This window comes from Streptomyces sp. CA-146814, assembly GCF_050942385.1.
Taxonomy (GTDB): domain Bacteria; phylum Actinomycetota; class Actinomycetes; order Streptomycetales; family Streptomycetaceae; genus Streptomyces.
In genome coordinates this window covers 5,970,235-5,992,207 of record NZ_CP192068.1, presented here as the reverse complement: position 1 = coordinate 5,992,207, position 21,973 = coordinate 5,970,235, and the positions used below count along the sequence as shown (strand labels likewise).

General features: G+C 71.0%; 21 protein-coding genes and 2 pseudogenes. 9 read left to right on the top strand and 14 right to left on the bottom strand.

Annotated features, from left to right (window positions below; all coding sequences use genetic code 11):
- Nucleotides 1–250: 250 nt before the first annotated feature.
- The gene (locus tag ACQP09_RS26905; RefSeq protein WP_433404075.1) at nucleotides 251–4,195 is read right to left on the bottom strand and encodes an endo-alpha-N-acetylgalactosaminidase family protein; all 3,945 of its coding nucleotides are present in this window, start codon (nucleotides 4,193–4,195) and stop codon (nucleotides 251–253) included.
- A 416-nt stretch (nucleotides 4,196–4,611) separates the two neighbouring features.
- On the opposite strand from ACQP09_RS26905, the gene ACQP09_RS26900 reads away from it, so the two are divergent.
- Entirely contained in the window at nucleotides 4,612–5,823 is a 1,212-nt protein-coding gene (locus ACQP09_RS26900) for a glycoside hydrolase family 64 protein (protein ID WP_433406773.1), read from the top strand.
- Between the two features lie 462 nt (nucleotides 5,824–6,285).
- Here ACQP09_RS26900 and ACQP09_RS26895 read toward each other — a convergent pair.
- Nucleotides 6,286–6,954 (bottom strand): annotated as a pseudogene (locus tag ACQP09_RS26895) (eCIS core domain-containing protein); the annotation flags it as partial.
- A gap of 198 nt (nucleotides 6,955–7,152) precedes the next feature.
- Between ACQP09_RS26895 and ACQP09_RS26890 the strand changes: the two are divergent.
- Nucleotides 7,153–7,812, top strand: a complete 660-nt coding sequence (locus tag ACQP09_RS26890) for a peptidoglycan-binding domain-containing protein (protein WP_433404073.1) — start codon at nucleotides 7,153–7,155, stop codon at nucleotides 7,810–7,812.
- 53 nt (nucleotides 7,813–7,865) lie between these two features.
- On the opposite strand, the gene ACQP09_RS26885 is transcribed toward ACQP09_RS26890, so the two are convergent.
- The gene (locus ACQP09_RS26885) at nucleotides 7,866–8,390 is read right to left on the bottom strand and encodes a hypothetical protein (protein WP_433404070.1); all 525 of its coding nucleotides are present in this window, start codon (nucleotides 8,388–8,390) and stop codon (nucleotides 7,866–7,868) included.
- 247 nt (nucleotides 8,391–8,637) lie between these two features.
- On the opposite strand from ACQP09_RS26885, the gene ACQP09_RS26880 reads away from it, so the two are divergent.
- Both ACQP09_RS26880 and ACQP09_RS26875 read left to right on the top strand, forming a co-directional pair.
- A complete protein-coding gene (locus ACQP09_RS26880) occupies nucleotides 8,638–9,264 on the top strand; it encodes a YceI family protein (protein WP_404059056.1) in 627 nt (208 codons plus the stop codon).
- Between the two features lie 124 nt (nucleotides 9,265–9,388).
- Nucleotides 9,389–9,892, top strand: a complete 504-nt coding sequence (locus ACQP09_RS26875; RefSeq protein WP_433404067.1) for a hypothetical protein — start codon at nucleotides 9,389–9,391, stop codon at nucleotides 9,890–9,892.
- A 113-nt stretch (nucleotides 9,893–10,005) separates the two neighbouring features.
- On the opposite strand, the gene ACQP09_RS26870 is transcribed toward ACQP09_RS26875, so the two are convergent.
- The 4 genes from ACQP09_RS26870 to ACQP09_RS26855 form a co-directional block, all read right to left on the bottom strand.
- Nucleotides 10,006–11,028 carry an iron-siderophore ABC transporter substrate-binding protein gene (locus tag ACQP09_RS26870; RefSeq protein WP_433404065.1) on the bottom strand — a complete coding sequence of 341 codons (1,023 nt, stop codon included), beginning with the start codon at nucleotides 11,026–11,028 and terminating at the stop codon, nucleotides 10,006–10,008.
- 79 nt (nucleotides 11,029–11,107) lie between these two features.
- Nucleotides 11,108–11,962 (bottom strand): ABC transporter ATP-binding protein, encoded by an 855-nt coding sequence (locus ACQP09_RS26865; RefSeq protein ID WP_433404062.1) that lies wholly within the window; start codon nucleotides 11,960–11,962, stop codon nucleotides 11,108–11,110.
- A gap of 1 nt (nucleotide 11,963) precedes the next feature.
- Nucleotides 11,964–13,034 (bottom strand): FecCD family ABC transporter permease, encoded by a 1,071-nt coding sequence (locus ACQP09_RS26860; protein WP_433404059.1) that lies wholly within the window; start codon nucleotides 13,032–13,034, stop codon nucleotides 11,964–11,966.
- Nucleotides 13,031–14,101: a FecCD family ABC transporter permease gene (locus ACQP09_RS26855; RefSeq protein WP_433404057.1), complete on the bottom strand. Its 1,071-nt coding sequence runs from the start codon at nucleotides 14,099–14,101 to the stop codon at nucleotides 13,031–13,033. Before ACQP09_RS26855 ends, ACQP09_RS26860 begins: the two co-directional genes overlap by 4 nt.
- A 215-nt stretch (nucleotides 14,102–14,316) precedes the next feature.
- Here ACQP09_RS26855 and ACQP09_RS26850 point away from each other — a divergent pair, with 215 nt between their 5' ends.
- Both ACQP09_RS26850 and ACQP09_RS26845 read left to right on the top strand, forming a co-directional pair.
- Complete coding sequence (locus ACQP09_RS26850) at nucleotides 14,317–14,919, top strand: MSMEG_1061 family FMN-dependent PPOX-type flavoprotein (RefSeq protein ID WP_433404055.1); 603 nt, start codon at nucleotides 14,317–14,319, stop codon at nucleotides 14,917–14,919.
- Between the two features lie 5 nt (nucleotides 14,920–14,924).
- Nucleotides 14,925–15,155, top strand: coding sequence for a hypothetical protein (locus tag ACQP09_RS26845; RefSeq protein WP_433404053.1), 231 nt, complete (start codon nucleotides 14,925–14,927; stop codon nucleotides 15,153–15,155).
- A gap of 99 nt (nucleotides 15,156–15,254) precedes the next feature.
- Here the strand turns inward: ACQP09_RS26845 and ACQP09_RS26840 are convergent, their stop codons facing one another.
- The 3 genes from ACQP09_RS26840 to ACQP09_RS26830 all read right to left on the bottom strand — a co-directional run bounded on the left by ACQP09_RS26840 (nucleotide 15,255) and on the right by ACQP09_RS26830 (nucleotide 17,774).
- Nucleotides 15,255–16,778 (bottom strand): catalase, encoded by a 1,524-nt coding sequence (locus ACQP09_RS26840; protein WP_433404051.1) that lies wholly within the window; start codon nucleotides 16,776–16,778, stop codon nucleotides 15,255–15,257.
- Between the two features lie 144 nt (nucleotides 16,779–16,922).
- On the bottom strand, nucleotides 16,923–17,189 hold the full coding sequence (locus ACQP09_RS26835; RefSeq protein WP_432150455.1) for a GlsB/YeaQ/YmgE family stress response membrane protein: 267 nt from the start codon (nucleotides 17,187–17,189) through the stop codon (nucleotides 16,923–16,925).
- Nucleotides 17,190–17,366: 177 nt separating this feature from the next.
- The gene (locus tag ACQP09_RS26830) at nucleotides 17,367–17,774 is read right to left on the bottom strand and encodes a RidA family protein (protein ID WP_355881694.1); all 408 of its coding nucleotides are present in this window, start codon (nucleotides 17,772–17,774) and stop codon (nucleotides 17,367–17,369) included.
- Nucleotides 17,775–17,883: 109 nt separating this feature from the next.
- Between ACQP09_RS26830 and ACQP09_RS26825 the strand changes: the two genes are divergently transcribed.
- The gene (locus ACQP09_RS26825) at nucleotides 17,884–18,264 is read left to right on the top strand and encodes a winged helix-turn-helix transcriptional regulator (RefSeq protein WP_433404049.1); all 381 of its coding nucleotides are present in this window, start codon (nucleotides 17,884–17,886) and stop codon (nucleotides 18,262–18,264) included.
- A 142-nt stretch (nucleotides 18,265–18,406) separates the two neighbouring features.
- A complete protein-coding gene (locus ACQP09_RS26820) occupies nucleotides 18,407–18,880 on the top strand; it encodes a hypothetical protein (protein ID WP_433404047.1) in 474 nt (157 codons plus the stop codon).
- 15 nt (nucleotides 18,881–18,895) lie between these two features.
- Here the strand turns inward: ACQP09_RS26820 and ACQP09_RS26815 are convergent, their stop codons facing one another.
- Nucleotides 18,896–19,390 (bottom strand): RICIN domain-containing protein, encoded by a 495-nt coding sequence (locus ACQP09_RS26815; protein WP_433404044.1) that lies wholly within the window; start codon nucleotides 19,388–19,390, stop codon nucleotides 18,896–18,898.
- 199 nt (nucleotides 19,391–19,589) lie between these two features.
- Nucleotides 19,590–19,688: pseudogene (locus tag ACQP09_RS26810) on the bottom strand (LD-carboxypeptidase); the annotation flags it as partial.
- Between the two features lie 141 nt (nucleotides 19,689–19,829).
- Between ACQP09_RS26810 and ACQP09_RS26805 the strand changes: the two are divergent.
- Complete coding sequence (locus ACQP09_RS26805) at nucleotides 19,830–20,435, top strand: hypothetical protein (RefSeq protein WP_433404041.1); 606 nt, start codon at nucleotides 19,830–19,832, stop codon at nucleotides 20,433–20,435.
- A gap of 41 nt (nucleotides 20,436–20,476) precedes the next feature.
- On the opposite strand, the gene ACQP09_RS26800 is transcribed toward ACQP09_RS26805, so the two are convergent.
- Nucleotides 20,477–21,439 (bottom strand): NAD(P)/FAD-dependent oxidoreductase, encoded by a 963-nt coding sequence (locus ACQP09_RS26800; RefSeq protein ID WP_433406772.1) that lies wholly within the window; start codon nucleotides 21,437–21,439, stop codon nucleotides 20,477–20,479.
- A gap of 86 nt (nucleotides 21,440–21,525) precedes the next feature.
- A complete protein-coding gene (locus ACQP09_RS26795; RefSeq protein ID WP_433404039.1) occupies nucleotides 21,526–21,936 on the bottom strand; it encodes an ATP-binding protein in 411 nt (136 codons plus the stop codon).
- Nucleotides 21,937–21,973: the final 37 nt, after the last annotated feature.

The following is a 21,973-nucleotide window of genomic DNA, read 5'->3' as shown; positions in this document are numbered from 1 at the left end:
AACCCCGACCCAGAAATCGTGCCGTCGACTCCGTACAGTCTCCTGCCCGGTTTCGTGGTGGGAGTGAACAGAACCATCCCGCCGGGCACGCGATCCACCAGCGAAACGCCGCTCCGCGTTGTGTGAACCCCACAAAGGGCCCGGTGTGCCGTGGGCCACACGCCGCTGAGGGGGCCCGAAGGCCCCCTCAGTATGGCCCAGCACTGTTCAGCTCGGCTCCACCGCGCCGCGACCGCTGTTCGCCGGAGGTTCAAACCCCGCAGTGGAAGCGGGCGTTGCCCCAGTCGGCGTGGTCGTTGCCGTTGCCGTCACCGCCGTCGTCGACGACGAGTTCGACGTACCGCGCGCCGGTGGTGTCGGCGGTGAGCTTCCAGGCCGGATCGGCGGCCCCGAGCACCGGCGACTTCACCTTCTCCGTGCCGTCGGCGGTGACGGAGAACCGGACGCTGCCGCGCGTCGCCTGGACGTCGTCGACCCCGACCTCCGCGGTGAACGAGGTGCACTTCCCGCCCAGGTAGTAGCGGACCGTCGCCGGGGCGTGGGTGCCGAGCCCCTTGGCGTACGCCGCCCCGCCGATGCTCAGCGGACTGCCGTCACCGGTCCCGGTCTCCCCGTTCGACTGATCGCGCTCGACAGGACCCCAGCCGTTCTTGGACGCCGTCCAGTCGAGGTCACTGGCCCAGCTGTCCTCGGTGGGCGGCGGCGGGAGAGTCCGTACGGAGGTCTGCGCGCCGAGCGTACGCGGGGACCCCTGGACTGCGTACGCGGCTTGGGCACCCAGCTGGTACGTGGCGTACGGGGCGTCCACCGGCGGCGTGACCCGCCAGCTGCCGGTGACCTTCGCGCCCGGAGCGACGGAGTCGAAGGCGACGGCCCCGGCGGGCTCGGCCCGCCAGCCCTCCGGCACGGTCAGCGCCAGCTTCACACCGGTGGCGGCGGTCGCCTCGTCGTTGCCGAAGGTCGCCTTCACGGTGTTCGGCCCACCCGGCTCCAGCGTCTCGGCGTCGGCGGCCACACCGAGCGTGCCGCAGACGGCCTCCTGGCCGGCGGGCGCGGGGCCCAGGTCGGTCACGGTGAAGGCGTCGAGCACGAAGTCCGCGCCCTCCGGCGCTCCGGCCGGCTTCCGCAGCCCGGTCCAGGTGTCGCCGCAGCCGGCGGTGAGGGTGTGCGTGAAGCGGCCGGTGGTGAGCTGCTGCCCGATCGGCGTGGAGCGGGTCTCGGTGGATGACGCCTTGCCGTCGGCGACCCGGTCGTAGCCGTCGACCCAGGTGTAGGCGCCGGCGTGGCTGGACTGGTAGTCGAAGGCGATCTCGTACCGGTGGCCGTCCTTCATCGGGACGGTCCAGGGGGCGGTGCGGTAGACGAGCCCGGTGTTCTCCTCGTGGGACTTGAGGGACTCCTTACCGCCGAGCACGTCGTCGACGAGCTTTCCGTTCCAGCCGGACTGGGTGTACGGGGCGTTGAGCTGGGAGATGTGGGTGCGGGGGTCGGTGGAGCCGCCCGCGTCGCCCTTGAGGAAGGGGCCCCAGCCCTGGTCGACCGCCTCGAAGTCCTCGTACACGAGCGTGCCGGGCCGGGTGGCGGGCGCGTTCTCGACGATCCGTACGTCATCGGCGCGGACGGTCGCGGGAGAACCCGCCGCCGCGTCGATGCGCAGGGTGGTGCGGCCGTTCGCCGGGGCGGTGAAGGTGACCTTGGCGCGCTGGAAGCGGGTGCCGTGCCAGTCGGAGGCGGCGACGAAGTCCTCGGCCGTGGAGCGCTCGACGGCGACGGACGTCCCGCCCGCGCTCAGCACCGTACGACGGGACTGGCCGGACTCCACCTCGATGAGGGCGGAGGCGGTGTAGCGGGTGCCGGGCCTGAGGCCGGTGACGGGCTGGGAGAGGGCGGCGGTGGCGGTGCCGGAGAGGGCGGCGCTGTTGCGGCCCTGGTCGTCGGTGTCCCGTACGACGGTCCCGGTCTTCGTCCAGCCCTTCAGCGTACGGTCGTTGAAGCCGGGGTCCTTGAGCGGTGTGCCCTGGCCCCATGCGGGGTCGGCCGCGCGCGGCGCCTGGTCCGGGTGGAGGACGTACGGCTGTCCGGCGGTGGCGGTCAGCGTGATCCTCCCGTCGGCGGAGGGGCGTACGGTGGCGACCTTCTCGCGGCCGTTGTCGGTCAGCTCGTACACCGTGTACGGGCCCTTGCCCGGCACCTGCCAGGTGCTGGTGCCGCCGGTCTCGCTGTAGTGGTAGAGCTTCTTCCCGCCGTCCCACGGCAGCAGGTAGTCGGTCCCGCTGAGCACCTTGCGGCCCTGGTCGTAGAAGGTCCGCTTCCCGTCCTCGACCGTGCCGCGCACACCGCCGGTGAAGGTGATGTCGTTGCCGTTCCAGCGGGTGATCTTCTGCTGCTGGAGGTACTTGGCGGGCAGGTTCTTCTGCCAGATCGCGGCGGTGAAGGCGTTCCAGTCGGTCTCGCCGGTCCAGCCCTCGAACTCCTCCAGGACGCTCTGGCCGAGGACCGGGTGGTTGTTCCAGATGTCCTTCTCGCCGTTGCGGATGAACCGGATGATCTGCGAGTTGAGGCCCTTGTTGGTGGCGCCGCCGTAGTTGAGGTCGTTGGCCCAGTGCGACCAGAGCGAGGCGCGTTCGAACTTGTCGGCCCACTCCGTGCCGACGGTCCAGCCCTGCTTCTGGACGGCCTGGATGGTCTTGTCGGCGATCCAGCCGTGGGAGTAGTAGACGTCGATGTAGAGGAAGTCGAGGTTCTTGTCGGTCTCGTCGCGCAGTTGCTGGAAGCGCTTCGCCAGGTCGCCGCTGTTGAGGTCGCGGCGCTGGTCGATGTAGTAGCTCTGGTTGAGCCAGTTCCAGCCGGGCTTGGCCTTGTTGACGAGCTGCTCGCTGAAGGCCTTGGCCTCCGGGTAGGACTCGGTGGCGTTGACGTGGACGCCGAAGTCGGCGCCCCACTTCTTGCCCTGCTTGAGGAGGGTGTTGAGGTCCTTGAGCCCGCCGGCCCGCTTGTTGTAGTTGCCGCCGTAGTCCGGGTGGGCGGAGTCGTGGCCCTCGGAGCCGTACCCCTTGAGGACGGCGAGCTGGCCGAGGCCGTCGGTGGCCTGCGCGATGCGCTTGACGTCGTCGAGCGTGCGCAGGAAGGGGTGGGTGGCCTGGCTGGCGAAGTTGAACGGGATGTGGGTGATGACCCGGTCGGCGGTCTGCTCGCTGCCGGGCGCGGTGATGCCGATGGAGCGGAAGGCGGTGGCCCCGTCCTGCCAGTCGACGGACCGGTCGCCGTTGGCGTCCGGGGTCACGACGACCTTGGCCCACGGCAGGTTCTCGCCGCTCTCCGGCTTCGGTGCGCCCTCGCCCCGGTAGGTCCACTGGCCGGAGCTGACGCCGACCCGGACGCTGCCGTCGGCCTCGGTCCGGGCCTGGCGCCAGAAGCGGGCGTCGTCGCCGCCGGTGGGGCCCGAGGGCTTGTCGTAGGAGGAGTTGGACTCGACGGCGGCGGCGAGGGAGGAGGTGTTGAGGATCGCGTAGGTGGCGCCGACGGGTGCGGGGTCGGGCTGGGTGGCGGCGGTGACCTTGGCGAAGACGTCGGCGGTACGGGTGGAGTCCGGGTCCAGCGTGGTGAAGGCGGTGGCGGCGCCGGGTTCGGTGGAGCCGACCGAGATGAGGTCGTGGCCGGGGATGTCGATGGTCCCGACCCGGAAGGCGGCGGTGTCGCGGACGGCGGTCACCTGGAAGGTGGTGGTCCGGCCGGAGACGGTGAGCGAGGCGTCGATCTCCACGCCGGGCAGGCCGGGGAAGGTGAGGGTGTAGCGGGCGGAGGAGCCGTTGATCTTCGGCGCGGACTTGAGCTTCACCGGGTGGGCGGTGCCGTTGAGGGTGATCGCGGTGACCGGCCGCGTACTGCCGAGCAGGCTCTTGCCGCCGGCCCGGTCGGTGTACGAGAGGACGCGCGGGAAGTCGCGGGCCACGGCGACGGTGAGGTGGGGGGAGGAGAGGGTGGCGGACGCGGCGCCGGGCGTTGCCGCTGCGGCCTTCGCCGCTCCGGCCGGTGCTACTGCGGAGGACGGATCGGCGGCGGCTGCTGCTGCTGCGGAGGGCGGATCGGCGGCTGCGGCGGGGAGGGCGGCGGTCGCCACGAGCGCCAGGACGGCGGCCGAGGCGACGGCTGAGGCCACGGAGACCGGGCCGGCGGAGGGGAATCTTGGCGACATGGCCCTTGAGTAGTCGCCGTGTCGGGACACCGTCAACGCATGCCGGTCCCGAGGGCCGTCTCCGTCCAACAACCGTGGTCCGTTAGTCCAAGTGGCCTGGGCGCCGCCCACGTCCGGCGTCCCGTTCACCTCTTGTCCGCTGCCGCCTCCGTACGGTTGCCGCCACCTCCGTACGGTTACGGTTCGCACCCGCTCGGTTCCGGCAAGTACCGCTTCCGGGCGTCGAGTTGTGAAGACCCGGAGTTTTTGAGAGCGCTCTCAGCCATAAGTCTTGACGGCCGCTCCACCCCTGGCGAGAGTGGTGCGCACTCCCGCAGACACCCCCACTGTCCGGTCTCTCCCCACCCCACCGACCGACCCCACAACCCGTCTGCGGCCCCCACACACTCGGGAGTTCCCTCGTGATTTCACGCCGAATGTTCCTGACCGGCGCCGCCGCTTCGGCCGCCGCGCTGACGTACCCCGCCTGGGGCACCGCCCTCAGCCCGCGCGCCTCGGCCGCGCCCGCCACCTGCGAAATCGCCCTGGAGAACAAGTCGTTGCCGGGCACGGTGCACGCGTACGTCACCGGCCACGAGCTGGGCACCGACCGCTGGGTGCTGCTCCGGCCGAACGGCGAGGTCTACCGCCCCGACTCCCCCGGCGCCCCGCAGACCCCGCTCCCGGTGGACTGCGCGATCCCGCTCAACGCGGCCGGCGCGGCCCCGGTGGTGCTGACCCTGCCGCAGATGTACGGCGCACGGGTCTACTTCGTCCGCGACGACAAGCTGGACTTCTTCCTCAACCCGGGCCCCTCGCTGGTGGAGCCCGCCTTCGCCACGCCGACGGACCCGAACTACGGGCGGACCTGGGCGTTCGCCGAGTTCACCTTCAACACCGAGCAGCTGTACTCCAACATCAGTTACGTGGACCTGATCACCGCGCTCCCGATCGGCATCACGCTGGAGGGCGACGGCACGCACGTCGTGGCCCCGCACCCCGAGGGCGCGGCGGACCGGATCGCCGAGGACCTCATCGCCCAGGCCGCCGCCGACGGGCAGCCGTGGGACCAGCTGGTCACCCGGGGCGACGACGGCAAGGTGCTGCGGGTGGTCTCGCCGCAGAACATCATGGCGCCGTACTTCGACCGGCCGGCCGAGATGCCGTTCCGGGGCCTGTTCGAGGCGCAGATCGACGAGGTGTGGGAGAAGTACCGCTCGGAGGACCTGCGGATCGACCTCCAGGGCGGGCGGGGCACGCTGGCGGGCCGGGTGAGCGGCGACACCCTGACCTTCGAGGGCGGCCACACCTTCACCAAGCCGGAGACGAAGGACATCTTCACCTGCAACCACGGGCCGTTCACCAACAACCCGGGCGACTCCGACGACAAGAAGGCGATCCTGGCGCGGCTGGCGGCCGGCTTCAACCGGTCGATCATGCTGAGCCACCCGAGCCAGCCGAACGGCACGTCGGTGTCGGACTACTACAGGACGCCGGTGACCAACCACTGGTCCCGTGTGGTGCACGCCAACAGCCCGATCGGCTACGCGTTCCCGTACGACGACGTCCGCCCGGACGGCGAGCCGGATGTCTCGGGCGCGGCGCACGACGGGAACCCGCGCCGCTTCACGGTGAGCGTGGGCTCCTGACCCGTTGAGTGAACGCCTCGCGCCGGGCCCGCGCCACAGGGGGCCCGGCGCGGGACGTCACCTGGTGAGGGTGCCGTCCGGGACGTCCCGGACGGTGACCTTGTTGCGCTGCCGGTCCAGGACGGCGGCCACGACGTCGCCGATGCCGGCCCGGTCGTACGTCTGCTCGGGAACCGCGCCGTCGGTGTACCGCTCGATGGCCTTCGTCAGGTAGGACGGGTTCCAGGAGCCGACGGCGCCGCTGACGTCGACGGCCTCCACCCGGCGCTTGCCGACGACCCGCCTGATGGCCGGCAGGATCTCGTCCGAGTGGAGCTTGCCCTCGACGCGGAAGAGGCTGGCGTGGCCGCCGACCTTGCCGCCGTCCCGGAGGTGGACGGTGATGACGAGACAGCTGGTGACGGACGGGTAGGTGATCGTCCCGCCGGGCCCCACCTCGTCGACCTCGCCTTCGCCGATCGAGGCGGAGGCGGCGGGGGCGCGTTGGAGGGTGGCGGCGGCTGTCGGGGTGCCGGCTCGGGGTGCGCGCTGGACGTCTGCTTGGGGTGCGTGCTGAATGCCGGCTTCAGGTGTGCGCTGGACGGGGGCGCCGGACATCGCGCGGTGCGCGTTGGCCTCGGCCTCGCGCTCGAAGCGGTCGGACGGGTCGCTGATCCGCAGCCCCGCGCCGTTGTCGCTGCCGGAGACCGGCCCCTGGCGCTGCTGGATGACGTGGGTCAGCTCGTGCGCGAGCGTGTGCTTGTCGGCGCCGCCCTCGCCGATGACGACATGGCTGCCGGAGGTGTAGGCGCGGGCGCCCACCTCCGCCGTCGAGGCGCGCGCGGCCGAACCCGTGTGGAGGCGTACGTCCGAGAAGTCGGCGCCGAGCCGGGCCTCCATCTCGGTCCGGGTGGAGGCGTCGAGAGGGCGGCCCGGGGCGCGCAGGACGTCATGGACGGTGGAGCGCTGCACGGTGTGCCCGGCCATGGGGTGGCCGGCGCGGCGGAGCATCTGGACGACCGCCGCGTTGCCGGCGCCGGCCTGGAGGGCGAGGAGCGTCGACGGTGGCGTCACCGTACGGGCCGCGGGCCTGCCCGCCGCCGGGCGCGTGCTCGGGTCTTCTCTGGTCGTCGCATTGCCGTGGGCGTGCATGATGGCCTCCCGTGCAGAGTGCGGTCCGTTCCCTGATACCAGAAGGGCGGAGGGCCGGGCAGGGACCTGAGGGCAGCCTGCGCGGACCGGCCGGGCACATCGGGGTGCCCGTCGCGCGGAGACGCTCTCGACACACCATCAATTCATACTATTCACGGCATCCTTGACATTCCTTCCGGCGTCCCGGAACCGTTCCGTATGCGAAAGAACAGGCTCCCCCGCCGTACGCTCACGGTGCTCGCCGCCGTATTCCTGCTGACGGCCCCCGCCGCCGCCCACGCCTCCGCACCCACACCGCCGCCGACCGCCGAGGGCCTGCGCGCCTTCCAGCAGAGTTACGGCCTCGCCCCGACGGGCCGTCTGGACACCGCGACGGCCCACCTCCTCAAGGCGGCCCCGGACAGCGAGCTGCGCACGGCGTTCGCCGACCCGTCCGACCTGGGCCCGGAACAGCTCGCGCACGCACGTACGGTCATCGGCGTCGGGAAGGGGGCGGACATCCCGGAACAGGGCCAGGTGATCGCCCTGATGACGGCCATGCAGGAGTCGAAGTTCGTCAACTACACGACCCCGGTGGACCACGACTCACTCGGCGTCTTCCAGCAGCGCCCGAGCACGGGCTGGGGCACGCCGGAGCAGATCACCCACGTCCCGACCGCGTCGAAGTCCTTCTACGGGCTGCCGTCGCCGACCAGCAATCCCGGGCTGCTCCAGATCAAGGGCTGGGAGTCGATGGAGCCGGGCAAGGCGTGCCAGGCGGTGCAGCGGTCGGCGCACCCGGACCGGTACGCGCAGTGGGAGGAGTTCGCGCGGGAGCTGCTGGAGCGGGAGGGACCGACGGTGGACCCGGTCGACTGAACCGGTACGCGTGTGGGGCCGCCCTGCCCTCCAGGGCGGCCCCACACGTCGGCTCAGCAGCCTCCGCAGTTGTAGTAGGTCACGTCCCAGTGGTTGCCCTCGTCGGCGTAGATGTTGCCGGAGCCGGACCGGTACTGGCGGGCCCCGTCGCCGCGTACGCCGATGTAGGTGAAGACGCCGGTGACGTAGTTGTTCAGGCAGGTGCTCTTGGCGAAGTCGAGCTTGTAGCCGTTCCAGTGGGAGTACGTGCCGCCGGCGTGCCCGGTCTCCGTACCGCCGGTGATCCTGAGCGCGCAGCCGGTGGCGCTCTTGAGCGTCTGGGCGCCCTGGGCGGTCGGCAGGTTGAGCTGGTCGAAGGACGTGCAGGTGGGGACGTTGCGGTTGGAGCAGTTGCCGGACGACGACCAGGTGATCCCGGAGGAGCTGAACCGGGAGGTCGCCTGCGCGTGGGTCAGCTTGGTGACGGCGTGCGCCTCGGTGGCGCCGCTGCCGAGGGCGCCGACGCCGGGGACGAAGAGCGCGCCGAGGACGAGGGCCAGGGCGGTGAGGGCGGAGCGGAGTCGTGGGCGGTTCACCATGGGGGATTTTCCTCCTGCTCATGACAAAACAGAGGGCGCGCGCACACGGGCCGCGCACGCCGGGCAGGGAGATAGTGCCCGAGTTCTACGCGCGTCCGCCAGAGGGCGGCGCCCGGCGGCGCCCGGCGGCGCCCCTTCGACGAGAGGAAAGGTTGAAACTTGAACAAGATGGAGTTAGAGTCAATCTCGTTGAAGGTTAAACAACACCGACGACGCACCGCTCGCACACGTCCCCCGAGGAGGAGCCATGGCTCTGTTCACCCGCAAGTCGACCGCCGCCACCCCGACCGCCGTCGCCGAGGCCCCCGCGGTGGACCCCGCACTGGCCGCCCTGACCGGCACCTACACCATCGACCCGGCCCACAGCAGCATCGGCTTCACGGTCCGCCACGCGATGGTCACCAACGTGCGCGGCTCCTTCGGCGAGCACGAGGGCACGCTGACCCTGGACGGCACCGACCCGGCCAACTCCTCCGCCGCCATCGACGTGAAGATCGCCAGCGTGGACACCGGCATCGCCGACCGCGACGGCCACCTGGTCAGCGGCGACTTCTTCGACGCCGAGAAGTTCCCGCTCATGACGTTCCGCTCGACGCGCGCCGAGCAGCTGGGCGGCGAGGCGTACCGCGTCACCGGCGACCTGACCATCAAGGACGTCACGCGCCCACTCTCCATCGACCTGGAGTTCAACGGCTCCGCCACCGACGTCTACGGCAACGAGCGCGTCGGCTTCGAGGGCAGCGCGGACATCCTGCGCTCGGACTGGGGCCTGACCTGGAACGCGGCGCTGGAGACCGGCGGGGTCATGGTCAGCGACAAGGTCAAGCTGAACTTCGACATCTCCGCGATCAAGGCGGCCGCGCCGCAGGCGTGACACGCACCTGAGGGCAGCGGTACGGGCGGCTCGGCACCTTCTGGTGACCGGGCCGCCCGTACGGGGTTGCGGCACCCGGTGGATCATGGAGCGGCAATCCGCACATCCCGGGGGGAAGAACACCATGCCCGTCAGCCGAACCTTCCGAGCCGCCCTTCTGGCGGTCTGCGCCCTGAGCCTGCCCGCCGCCGAAGCTCTGTGGTGGTTCAACCGCACCGACGACGCCCCGTACGCCGTCTCCGCCGACGGCCCGCGGGTGACGCTCGCCTACGACGGGGAGCGGCCCGACGAGGACGTGGACACGTTCCTCACCGTCTTCGTCCAGCGGCTGGCCGCCGGGGACGTGAAGGGCGTGGACGCCCTCGCCGACGGCTATCCGGACGGGTCAGGCGCCACACAGGAGTCCTCGGACTTCCTGCGTCCGCTCGCCGCGTCGGCGGCGGCCGGGAAGGTCACGGCGAAGGTGGCCGGGGCCGAGGACGCGCGGCCGTTGTCCCAGCGGCTGACAGCGCCCGGCGGAGGCACCTCGCAGGCCGGTCTGACCCTGGCCGACGGCAAGCACCTCCGCATCCAGCTGGTCCGCGAGCACGGCGTGTGGTGGGGGTACGCGCTGGCTCCCGTCGGCTGATCCGGGGCCGTACGCAGAAAGAGCAGCGCGCCCCGGGCATCCAGGGCGCGCTGCCGTACCTAGGGGGGGTGTCTTGCGGATCGGATCGACAAGACACCCCCTAGGCGAACGGGTTACTTCCCGACCTTCTCCGCGAAGAGCGGGACGACCTTCTCCAGGGCGTACGAGACGGAGAGGATGGAGTCCGTGGCGAACGCCTGGGCGATGTCCTTGTCGTCGAAGATCAGGGCGTTGCCGGCCTTGACCGACGGGACGGCCTTGTACAGCGGGTCGTTGCTGATGTCCGTGGCGGGGATGCCGATCGGGGTCATCACCGTGAGGTCGGCGTCCAGGAGCTCCAGGTTCTCCTTGGAGATGGAGATGGAGAAGCCGCCGTCGGCCTTGGCCTCGACGGCCGGGCTGTTCTTGAAGCCGAGGCGCTCGACGAAGTCGACGCGGCCGGTGCCGCCGACGTACGCGCCGTACCCCTCGGAGGTGCGCGAGCCGAGGACGATCGTGGCGTCCTTGAACTCCGGGTGCGCCTTCGCCGCCGCCTCGAACTTCTTCTCGGTCTCCGCGATCAGCTCCTTGCCCTTCTCGGGCACGCCCATCGCGGCGGCGATCATCGTGGTCTGCTGCTCCCACGAGATCATGTACTGGTCGCCGCCCTTGGGCACGCCGACGGTCGGGGCGATCTTCTTCAGCGTGTCGTACCGCGTCTGGTCGCCGCTGGACTTGGTGTCGACGATGAGGTCCGGCTGGAGCGAGGCGATCTTCTCGAACTCCGGCTCCATCGTGCCGATCAGCTCGGGCGCCTTGTCGTACATGCCCTTCGCCCACGGCCCGACACCCTCGCCGCCGAACGGCAGCCAGTCGCTCGCCCCGACCGGCTGGCCGCCGAGCGCGAGCACGGTCTCGGCGTCGCCCCAGCCGAGCGCGACGATGCGCTGGGGCTGCTTCTCGACGGTGACCTCGCCGAACTTCGTCGCGACCTTGGCCGGGAAGGCGCCTTCGGAGGCGGCGGAGGACGGGGAGGCGGACGTGTCGGAGGAGTCGTCCGACGTACCGCAGGCGGAGACGCCGACGAGCAGGGCGGCGACGGCACCGGCCATCAGGACGGGCGTGCGGCGGGTGCGCCGGGGAGCGGAAGCGTTCATACCCTTTAGGTTAGCCTCACCTAATGACAACGGTGCCAGCGGGTGGGGCCGTACGGTCCGGAACGTCGTCGTCCGTAGATCAGGCCGCCGGGTCCTTCACATGGTGGCGGCCCAGCGGCACCACCATCGGCGTGGCCGACGCCGGGTCCGCGATCACCGAGCAGCGCATCCCGAACACCTCGCTGACCAGCTCCTCCGTCACGATGTCGACCGGCCGGCCCTCCGCCAGGATCCGCCCGTCCTTCATGGCGATCATGTGGTCCGCGTACCGGCAGGCGAGGTTCAGGTCGTGCAGCACGGCCACCATCGTCACCCCGCGCTCCCGGTTGAGGTCGGTGAGCAGGTCCAGCACGTCGAGCTGGTGGCTGGCGTCCAGGTACGTCGTCGGCTCGTCCAGCAGCAGGATGTCCGTCCGCTGCGCCAGCGCCATCGCGATCCACACCCGCTGGCGCTGGCCGCCGGACAGCTCGTCCACCGGCCGGTCGGCCAGCTCCAGTACGTCGGTGGAGAGCAGCGCCTGCGCGACCGCCTCGTCGTCCTCCGCGCCCCAGCGGCGGAACCAGCCCTGGTGCGGGTAGCGGCCGCGGCCGACCAGGTCGGAGACGGTGATGCCCTCGGGAGCGGTGGGGCTCTGCGGCAGGATGCCGAGGACGGCCGCGACCTCCTTGGTCGGCATCTCCTGGATCGACCGGCCGTTCAGGAGCACCGCGCCGGCGGAGGGCGCGAGCAGCCGGGCCATCGCGCGCAGCAGCGTCGACTTGCCGCAGGCGTTGGGGCCGACGATGACCGTGATCTTCCCGGGCGGGACGGTCACGGTCAGACCGGCGACGATCTCCCGGTCGCCGTAGCCGAGCCGGACGTCCCGGGCTTGAAGAGTGTGCTCAGCCACGACCGGGCCACGCCTTTCGTTGTCGTCGTCTCGAAGAACCGGCATCTCAGCCTCCGCTGCCGACGCGGTTGGCGCGGGCCAGGAGCAGGAGCAGGTACGGCGCGCCGATGATGCTGGTGACCACGCCCACCGGCAGCTGTACCGACGGCAGCATGTGCTGGGCGGCGAAGTCGGCGACGAGGACCAGCAGCGCGCCGGTCAGCGCCGCGTGCGGCAGGGCCGCGCCCCGGCCCGGTACCAGCCGGCGGGCGATCGGCGCGGCGACGAAGGCCACGAACCCGACGGGCCCGGCCGCCGCCGTGGCGACCCCCGCCAGTGCCGTGGCGCACCCGAGCAGCGCGAGCCGGCTCGGCTCCACCTTCGTACCGAGTCCGGCGGCGGCGTCGTCCCCGAGCTGGAGGGGGCGCAGGGCGTGCGCGGCGACGGCGGTGAGCGGGACGAGGAGGGCGAGCGCGCCGAGGATCGGCCAGAACTGGTTCCAGGAGCGCCCGTTGAGGCTGCCCGCGAGCCAGCGGAAGGCCTCCTGCGCGTCGGTGACGTCGGAGCGGGCCATGACGTACCAGACCACGCTGGAGAGGCCCATGCCGACGCCGATCCCGACGAGGACGAGCCGCTGCCCGGCGACGCCCTGCCGCCAGGCGAGCAGGTAGATCGCGGCTCCGGCACCGATCGCGCCGATCAGCGCGCAGGCGGAGAGCGCGAGTCCGCTGACCTGGAAGAGCAGCGCGGCGGTGACGGCGACGGCGCTGGCTCCGGCGCTGATGCCGATGAGGTCCGGGCTGGCGAGCGGGTTGCGCAGCACGGTCTGGAAGACGCCGCCGGAGAGGCCGAACGCGGTGCCGACGAGGATGGCGAGGAGGGCGCGGGGCAGCCGGAGCTCCAGGACGACGAACTGCGAGCCGCCGTCGCCACCTCCGAGGAGCGTCTCGACGACCTTCCCGATCGGCATGACCATGTTCCCGACGCTGAGCGAGAGGCCGAAGACGGCGACCACGGCGGCGAGCAGGACGGCCGCGACAATCACGGACCGCCGGCGCCGCCGCCCGCGTACGGCGTTGATCTGCCGTACGGCGTCGGCGAGCCGGTCCGCGCCGGCGTCCTTGGCGACGAGGCTCACAGTTCCACCAGCTTCCTGCGCCGGACGAGCCAGATGAAGGGGATGCAGCCGATCGCGGCGGTGATCACGCCGACCTGCACCTCGCCGGGCGGGGCGATCACGCGGCCGATGATGTCCGCGACGAGCAGCATGATCGGGGCGAGGACCATGCTGTACGGGAGCACCCAGCGGTAGTCCGGCCCGGTGATCAGGCGGGCGGCGTGCGGTACGGCGAGGCCGACGAAGCCGATGGGGCCGGCGACGACGGTGGCGGCGCCGCAGAGCACCACCACGGCACCGGCGGAGATCATCCGCGCCGCTCCGACCCGCTGGCCGAGGCCGCGCGCGAGGTCGTCGCCGAGGGAGAGGGCGTTGAGCTGCGGCCCGAGGGCGAGAGCGAGTACGGCTCCGACGACGATGAACGGCGAGACCTGCCAGAGCACCTCGGAGGAGCGGGCGGTCAGCGCGCCGAGCTGCCAGAACCGGAACTGGTCGTAGCTCCCCCGGTCCTGGAGCAGGATCGCGCTGGTGATCGAGGTGAGGACGGCGGCGGTCGCGGCCCCGGCCAGGGCCAGCTTCACGGGCGTCGCGCCCTCCCGCCCCAGCGAGCCGACCCCGTAGACGAGGAGGGCGGCGAGCAGCGCGCCGAGGAAGCCGAACCAGATGAACTGGGTGGCGACGGTGAAGCCGAACAGCGTGATCGAGCAGACGACGGCGACGGACGCGCCCGCGTTGATGCCGAGGAGCTGGGGGTCGGCGAGGGGGTTGCGGGCGACGCCCTGCATGACCGTCCCGGCGAGGCCGAGCGCCGCACCGGCGAGCAGCCCGGCGACGGTACGCGGGATGCGGACCTCCTGGATGACCAGCTGGCCCTTGACGGTGAGGTCGGGGTCGAAGACGCCGGGCAGCACGTCGCGGAGGGGGACGTCTCCGGAGCCGATGGCGAGGCTCGCCACGACGACGAGGACCAGGACGCCGAGGGAGGCCAGGAGCCCGAGGGCGAGGACGGGCCGGCTGCGCTTGGCCCGCGCCTCCTTCCCGCCGCCGTCCGCCGCTTTCTCCTTGGCGAGGAGGGTCGAGCCGCTCACGGCCTCGCCGCCGGGGCGGCGGCGGCCGGATTACGGTGGTGCACGGTGTCTCACCCTTGCTCTTCGGCGCGTTCTGTCGGCGGGGCGCTCCGGCGCGCGGGCCGTCCGCACCCGGGCACCCCGGAGAAGGCATGACAGGGGGCCCAAAGTAAGGTCACCCTAACAGCGCCGGTCCGACCCCACACCGCCGCACCCCACGAGCCCGGAGCGCTTCCTTGCCGTACGCCGCCGACCCCGCCGCCCCCACCTCCGGCCCGCCCACCTCCGGCCCGCTGGCCGGGGCCGTGCCCCTGGGTTCGGCGGAGGAGCTGCGCGAGATCCTGGGCACCCCGCACCCGATCGTGATCGACAAGGTCCACGACCGGCTCACCGAGGACGACCTGGCCCTGCTGGCCCGCTCCCCGTTCTGCGCGGTCTCCACCTCCGACGCCGCCGGCAACTGCGACGTCACCCCGCGCGGCGACGGCCCCGGCTTCACCCACGTCCTGGACCCCGGCACCCTGGCCCTCCCCGACCGCCCGGGCAACCGCAGGGCGGACAGTTTCCACAACATCCTGTCCAACCCGCACGTGGGCCTGCTCTACCTGATACCCGGCGCGATGGACGTCCTCCGCGTCAACGGCCGCGCCCGCATCCTCACGGACGCCCCGTTCTTCGACGCGATGACGTTGAAGGGCCAGCGCCCGAAGCTGGCCCTGGTGGTCGAGATCGACGAGATCTTCCGCCACTGCTCGAACGCGCTGCGGCGGTCGGGGGTGTGGGCGCCGGAGACGTGGGAGGGGGCGGCGGGTGACGGACCCGCTCCGGCCCTTCGATGATGGACATGAGGCTCTCCGCGGCCGACGGGCCGGCGCGAGTGACGTTCGAGCCGGGCGGGGTTGCCTTCACGCTCGCCGCCGAGGAATTCATCACCCTGCGGCTGGACCCGGTCCTGGCCCCTTCGGTCGAGATCACTGCCTGGTCGAACGGGATCTCGGTCTGGCTGCCCTATCCGGGAGAGTCCGACTACGTCATTCTGGACTCGAACGGTCACGAGGTGGCTCGACTGTGGTGACACGGCAGTCCCCTGGGAGCGACTCCGCAGCAGGCCCCCACCCCCCGGTCGACATCGGGGTGGGGGCCTGCTGTCCTTCGCGTCTGCGGTCCGGCCGTCTCAGGCCTTGTGTTGCATCGACGAGCGCGCCGGGTTGCCCTGCTCCCCCGCCTTCGGGTCCTTCTCGCCGGACTTCGCCCGTACGCCCTGCTCGACGCGCTTGCCGAGGGTGCTGTCCACGTTGGACCAGTACTGGAACGCGCGCTGGAGCACCGGCTCGGTCACGCCGTTCAGCAGGTGGCCGACGATGTTGTCCACCAGCCGGTCCCGCGCCGCGTCGTCCAGGACCTCGCGGACCATCGTGCCCGCCTGGCCCCAGTCGTCGTCCTCGGCGTGGTCGACGTACGCCGCCCGGGTGATGTCACCGTCCGCGTACCAGCTCGGCGGCGTCCCGTAGCGTGCCGTGTCCGCCTCCGGACCGCCCTTGGAGTTCGGGGCGTAGACCGGGTCGGTGGTCTTCCGGTACGCCATCGCCCCGTCCTTGGAGTACGTGTGCACCGGGGCGACGGGCGCGTTGACGGGCAGCTGCTGGTAGTTGCCGCCGATGCGGTAGCGGTGCGAGTCCGCGTACGAGAACAGGCGCGCGAGCAGCATCCGGTCCGGGCTCGGGCCGATGCCGGGGACCAGGTTGTTCGGCTGGAACGCCGCCTGCTCGATCTCCGCGTGGTTGTCCGTGGGGTTGCGGTCCAGCGTCATCCGGCCGACCTCGATCAGCGGGTAGTCGGCGTGCGGCCACACCTTGGTCAGGTCGAACGGGTTGAACCGGTAGTCCTTGGCGTCCTCGTACGGCATGATCTGGACCTTCAGCGTCCAGCTCGGGAACTCCCCGTCGCGGATGTGCTCGAACAGATCACGCGTGTGGTAGTCCGTGTCCGCCGAGGCCATCTGGTCGGCCTCGTCCTGCGTGAACGTCTCGATGCCCTGGTCGGTCTTGAAGTGGTACTTCACCCAGAACCGCTCGCCCTGCGCGTTGATCCACATGTACGTGTGCGAGGTGTAGCCGTTCATGTGGCGCCAGGTACGCGGGATGCCCCGGTCGCCCATCAGCCAGGTGACCTGGTGCGCCGACTCCGGCGAGAGCGTCCAGAAGTCCCACTGCATGTCGTGGTCGCGGAGGTTGTTGTCCGCGCGGCGTTTCTGCGACCGGATGAAGTGCTGGAACTTCATCGGGTCCTTCACGAAGAACACGGGGGTGTTGTTGCCCACCATGTCGTAGTTGCCTTCGCTGGTGTAGAACTTCACCGCGAAGCCGCGCGGGTCCCGCCAGGTGTCCGGGCTGCCGCGCTCCCCGGCGACGGTGGAGAACCGGATGACCAGGTCGGTCGTGGTGCCGGGCTGGAAGAGCGCGGCCTTCGTGTACGCGGAGACGTCCTGGGTCACCTCGAACTTCCCGAAGGCCCCGCTGCCCTTGGCGTGCGGCTGACGCTCGGGGATGCGTTCGCGGTTGAACTGAGCCATCTGCTCGATCAGGTAGGAGTCCTGGAGCAGGATCGGTCCGCCCGGGCCGACGGTGAGCGAATGCTCGTCGCTCTCCACCGGGGCGCCGGAGTCGGAGGTGGTCGGCTTGCGCGAGGTGTCGGTCATGTCGTCGTTTCCTCTTGTTTGTCTTCTGCAGACGTGTCGGCGATGGCTCCTACTACGGCTGCCCTACTGACCCTCTGCCAATGTAGGCAGATACGGATGAATCGACCCGTTGAGGGCGAGGGCGCTCCGGGACGCCGCGCCGTGTCAGCGCGACCGCTGTCCCGAGACCACGCGGTAGAGCAGCAGAACGATCACCGAACCCGCGATGGCGGCGATCCACGTCGACACGCTGAAGAAACCGTCGATCGAGTCCACGCCGAAGATCACCTTGCCCAGCCAGCCGCCGAGCAGACCGCCCACGATGCCGATCACGATCGTGAGGAGGCACCCCCCGGGGTCCTTGCCCGGAGTCAGCGCCTTGGCGATGAGGCCCGCGAACAGGCCGATGAGGATCCAGGCGATGATGCTCACGAAAGTCTCCCTTTACGTTGCCGACGTACCGGCACCCCTGTGGCGCCCGCCCCCTCCGCGTATCCCGGCAGCGAAAGCTCACACATCACCCGCACCACGGCCGCCGCCCGGGGTCCCCTCATTCACCGGGACGCGTTACGCCGGAAGAGGACGGGAAACGGGCGGGCCGGAGGCGTCTCAGTCCAGGACCGCCGTCGCCTCGATCTCCACCAGGTGCTCCGGTACGTCGAGTGCCGCGACGCCCACCAGCGTGCCCGGCGGCACCGGGGTGACGCCCAGCTTCGCCGCCGCCCGGGCCGCGCCTTCCAGAAACTGCGGCATCTTGTCGGGCGTCCAGTCGACGACGTACACCGTCAGCTTCACCACGTCGTCGAAGGTGCCGCCCGCCCCGGCCAGTGCGGTCCCGATGTTGAGGTAGCACCGCTCGACCTGGGCGGCCAGGTCGCCCTCACCGACCGTGGTGCCGTCCGCGTCCCAGGCGACCTGCCCGGCGATGAAGACGAGCTTCGAGCCCGTCGCGACGGCGACCTGCCGGTACACACCGACCTTGGGCAGCCCCTCGGGGTCCAACAGGGTGATGGCCATGTTCCGCGCCTCCTCATGACGACCTGATGGTCTCTTGTGGTTACTCAGGAACCGTAGGAGAGTCAACGCTGACATGGAAGAACGCACTTTCAGGTGACGGAGGAACCTCATGGTGACCAAGCAGTTCAGCGGCTCGACCGACGAGACGGACCTCCGGCGCGCGGACTCGCTGGCGCGGGAGATCTTCTCGGACGTCGCCAACAAGTGGGCGCTCCTGATCATCGAGGCCCTCGGCGACCGCACCCTGCGCTTCAGCGAGGTGCTCAAGGAGGTCGACGGCATCAGCCACAAGATGCTCACGCAGAACCTGCGCATGCTGGAGCGCAACGGCCTGGTCGAGCGGACCGTGTACGCCACCGTGCCGCCGAAGGTCGAGTACACCCTCACCGAGCCGGGCCAGGGCCTGCGGGAGACGGTCCACCGCATGTGCGACTGGACGCAGCAGCACCTCGGCCACATCGAGGAGGCCCGCGGCCGGTTCCCGGGCTGAGCAGGCCGAGCGGGCTGAGCCCGGCTTTCGGGCTGAGACCGGCTTCCGGGGCTGAGCCCGGCGCGGGGGCGCGGCCCGGTTCGAACAGGTGATGGCCGTTCGACGCAACGTACTGGCCCCGCCGTGCGTCTCCAGGAGCGTGATGGATTTCCTGGACCCGTCCGGTGAGGGCGGTCTCGCAGACGACGAAGTGACCGTGCGGCCCGGCCCGTTGTGGCGCCACGCCCTGTGGGTGGTGGGCGTCACGGCGCTCGGTGTGGGCATGGCGTGGGCCGGCTCGCTGTTCCGCCTCGGCCCCGACGACTACGGGCTGCTCGCCGCCGCCCCGGGGTCGCCGTGGACCTACCTGGCCGTCTGGGCCGTCACCGGCCTGGCGGCGACGACCGTGCTGCGGGCCGCGGCGGCCAAGGTGCCGGTCCCCTCGCCGGGCACGGTCGCCGTCATCCTCCTCCTCGTCGGCACCCGCCTCTCCCTGGGCTGGCGCCCGGAGACGCCGGAGCTCGCCGCCATGGTGGCGGGTGCGCTGGTCCTGGCGGGTACCTGGGCGGCGATCGCCCTGCGCGCGGACGCCGTTGCGCGCAAGGCACCGAAGCCGCAGAGCCCCGGTGCCTCCTGATGGCGGATCAGCAGGTCACACCAGGGTCATGCTGATCTGCTCCCCCAGGATGGTCCAGTGCTGCCGGATCCCGGAGGGGTTGCACGACTCGACGTTGACGATCCGGGTTCGCGGATAGTCGCTGGACAGGCACATGCTGGGGTGCGCCGACTGGAAGATCGCCTCCCCGCTGACGGTCCAGCGCTGACGGGTGCTGGAGTTGCACGACTCGACGTTGATGATCCGGGTTCTCGGGTAGTCGCTGGTCAGACACATGCTGGGGTGCGCCGACTGGAAGATCGCCTCCCCGCTGACGGTCCAGCGCTGCCCGGCCCCGGAGCCGCACGACACCACATTGACGATGCGGGTGGTCGGATAGTTGCTGTTCAGACACATGACACCGGCAGCCGGCCCCACTTCGGCGGGGGCAGCGGCGGGAGCAGCGGCGGCTGCCGCCACGGGCGATGACAGGACCAAGGGCGTCAGTGCGAGCAGGGCAGGTACGAGGAGCTTACGGAGCACGCCGGCCATGAGGGGTAACCCTTCGGGTAGGTGAGTTGAGGCGTTGAAAGATTCCCCTCAACTCTCCTGCCCTGCACGGGACTTGCTGGAAATGGATCGTGATGCGGCGCAAAGCCGCCGCCCGCCCCGCCGTCCAGGGCCAGGGCCACGGGGCCCGCCTCGTTCTCCCCGCCTACGAAGCTACGAAGCACGGACGTCGGCCCCGGCCTCAGTCCAGCGTCTGGGTCAGCTCGCTGCGGGTCGCGGTATGCACGACCCGGCCGCGCGCCCCGTTGACGATTCCGCAGGGGATTTCCCGGGCCTTCGGACAGGAACCGGCCATTCCCCGATCCGGAAATCGCCCTTCGGGAACGGCGCGTCCGCCCCCGTGCTTCTGACCTACAGGACGCACTGACGCAGCAGGACGACGACCGGCTCGCGACCAGAATGCTCAGGGGGATCAGAGATCATGGTCAGTCCAGGCCCCGCACGCATCGTCGCCGCAGGCGTGACCGCCACGGCGGCCGTACTCACGCTCATCTACCTGCCGGTCCCCACCGGTACGCCTCCGCCCCGGACGACGTCAGCGGCGAGCGCCGCCGACACCACCGAACTCACGCGGCTCGCCGAGGAGTACCTCCAGCAGCGGGCCGACATGCTGACCACGGCCCGTCCGACCGTGGAAGCGGCGAGCGGGCGCCTGCGGACCACCCCGGCCATGACGCCCCGCGCCCGCGGCGAGCTGGCCGCGCTCGTGAAGAAGAGCCTGCGGTACGAGGGCCTCTCCATCGGGTACACAAAGGCGCGGGTCGACGTCGAAGTCACCGCCGTGAACGTCACCGACGGGACGGCCACGCTGCAACTCACCGACCACACCCGCCTCTACTTCGCGTTCACTGCGCAGGAGGTCGAGGACGGTTCGCCGGAGCGCGAGGAGTCGTCGCTCCCCCGCACCATGACCTTCGCCCGGGGAACCGACGGCGGGTGGCTGCTCGCCTCCGACCGGGTCGACGAGGCTGGCGGGCCCCTCCCGACGACCGAGGTGAACGAAGCGGGGTTCGCCTCCGGCACCTGAGCACCCCGCCGCCCGAGCGCCCGCCCCCGCGACGACGCTGCTCAGCCCCGCCGTCGCGCCTCAACCGCTTTACGGGTGTCCTCGGCGATCAGGTCACCGTTGATCGCGCTCGCCGCCATGAGCCCGGCAGCAGCGGCGCCGATGACCTGTTCGGTGAGGCGGGTGACGTTGCCCGCCGCCCAGACACCGGGGACCTCCGTCGCGCCGACCGGGTCGGTGGGGACGTACGTACCGATCACCTCACCGCCCATCTCCTGCGCGACCGGCACCAGCCCCAGCGATTCGAGCACGGCCGAGCGGGCGGTGAAACGGGCCTGGACGACGAGGGCCTCGCGCGGAACCACCCGGCCGCCCGCCAGGCGTACGCCGGTGAGACGGTCCTCCGCGACCTCCAGCCCCTCCACCTCACCGTCCACCACGGCCACACCCCGCGCGGCGAGCTGCTCGTACTCCTCGTCCGTCGGCTCCGGGCCCGTGTGGCGGAAGAGCGTGACGTCGTCGGTCCACTGCCGCCACATCAGCGCCTGATGTACGGCGAGGGGGCCGACGGACAAGATCCCGACCGGGCGGTCCGCCACCTCGCGCCCGTGGCAGTACGGGCAGTGCAGCACCTCACGCCCCCAGCGCTCCGCCAGCCCCGGTACGGCCGGCAGCTCGTCCACGAGCCCCGTCGTCACCAGGAGCCTGCGCGCCTCGACGCTCCGGCCGTCTTCCAGCACCACGCGGAAGCCGCCTTCCTCCGGCAACCGCTCGGCCGAGGCCACCCGCCCTTCGACGACCTCCCCGCCGTACCCGGCTACCTCGCCCCGCCCGATCGCCAGCAGCTCGCCGGGCGGGGTCGACTCGCGGCCCAGGTAGTTGTGCACATGGGACGCGGGAGCGTTACGCGGCTCCCCCGCGTCGATCACCAGCACGGAGCGCCGGGCCCGCGCCAGGGTCAGCGCCCCGCTGAGCCCTGCCGCCCCGCCTCCCACGATCACCACGTCGTACCGCTGCTGCTTCATGTCGGTCATGCGGACCACCTCCAGTTGGTGGAGATGGTGCGCGCAGGACGGACGTAGCGACAAATACGCTTGCCGAAACAGCAAGGTCACTCGAGGTTGAACTCGCACCACACGATCTTGCCGGGGTTCCGCTCCGCCACCCCCCACTTGTCCGCCAGCGCCGACACGAGCAGCAGTCCGCGGCCACCCTCCTCCATACCCGGCCAGCCGTCCGCAGCCCGGACCTCGCCGTCGCCACTGTCGTGCAGCTCGATCCGGAGCGCCCGCTCCGTCCTCTCCAGGTAGATCAGCACAAGGAAGCCACGCCCCGACGGAACGCCATGACGCAGGGCGTTGGTCGCCAGTTCGGTTACGCAGAGCAGCACGTCGTAGGCGCGCTCACCGCACTCCCACTCGATCAGCGCCTTGCGGGTGAACTTGCGTACGACCGGGATCGAACTGCGGTCACGGCAGTAGAAGGACGTGCGGAAGTAGGGGAGTTGGATTGTCTCGTTCATGCTTCCACGCTCACACACGGTCACTACCCTGGAGCAG

Bases quoted from the DNA above. Each gene is read 5' to 3' on its own strand.
- ACQP09_RS26865 (WP_433404062.1), bottom strand. From the start codon at position 11,962: ATGCCGGTTCTTCGAGACGACGACAACGAAAGGCGTGGCCCGGTCGTG.
- ACQP09_RS26795 (WP_433404039.1), bottom strand. From the start codon at position 21,936: ATGAACGAGACAATCCAACTCCCCTACTTCCGCACGTCCTTCTACTGC.
- ACQP09_RS26830 (WP_355881694.1), bottom strand. From the start codon at position 17,774: ATGGCCATCACCCTGTTGGACCCCGAGGGGCTGCCCAAGGTCGGTGTG.
- ACQP09_RS26800 (WP_433406772.1), bottom strand. From the start codon at position 21,439: ATGAAGCAGCAGCGGTACGACGTGGTGATCGTGGGAGGCGGGGCGGCA.
- ACQP09_RS26870 (WP_433404065.1), bottom strand. From the start codon at position 11,028: ATGAACGCTTCCGCTCCCCGGCGCACCCGCCGCACGCCCGTCCTGATG.
- ACQP09_RS26840 (WP_433404051.1), bottom strand. From the start codon at position 16,778: ATGACCGACACCTCGCGCAAGCCGACCACCTCCGACTCCGGCGCCCCG.
- ACQP09_RS26845 (WP_433404053.1), top strand. From the start codon at position 14,925: ATGAGGCTCTCCGCGGCCGACGGGCCGGCGCGAGTGACGTTCGAGCCG.
- ACQP09_RS26805 (WP_433404041.1), top strand. From the start codon at position 19,830: ATGGTCAGTCCAGGCCCCGCACGCATCGTCGCCGCAGGCGTGACCGCC.
- ACQP09_RS26825 (WP_433404049.1), top strand. From the start codon at position 17,884: ATGGTGACCAAGCAGTTCAGCGGCTCGACCGACGAGACGGACCTCCGG.
- ACQP09_RS26875 (WP_433404067.1), top strand. From the start codon at position 9,389: ATGCCCGTCAGCCGAACCTTCCGAGCCGCCCTTCTGGCGGTCTGCGCC.
- ACQP09_RS26880 (WP_404059056.1), top strand. From the start codon at position 8,638: ATGGCTCTGTTCACCCGCAAGTCGACCGCCGCCACCCCGACCGCCGTC.
- ACQP09_RS26905 (WP_433404075.1), bottom strand. From the start codon at position 4,195: ATGTCGCCAAGATTCCCCTCCGCCGGCCCGGTCTCCGTGGCCTCAGCC.
- ACQP09_RS26900 (WP_433406773.1), top strand. From the start codon at position 4,612: ATGTTCCTGACCGGCGCCGCCGCTTCGGCCGCCGCGCTGACGTACCCC.
- ACQP09_RS26890 (WP_433404073.1), top strand. From the start codon at position 7,153: ATGCGAAAGAACAGGCTCCCCCGCCGTACGCTCACGGTGCTCGCCGCC.
- ACQP09_RS26885 (WP_433404070.1), bottom strand. From the start codon at position 8,390: ATGGTGAACCGCCCACGACTCCGCTCCGCCCTCACCGCCCTGGCCCTC.
- ACQP09_RS26820 (WP_433404047.1), top strand. From the start codon at position 18,407: ATGGATTTCCTGGACCCGTCCGGTGAGGGCGGTCTCGCAGACGACGAA.
- ACQP09_RS26815 (WP_433404044.1), bottom strand. From the start codon at position 19,390: ATGGCCGGCGTGCTCCGTAAGCTCCTCGTACCTGCCCTGCTCGCACTG.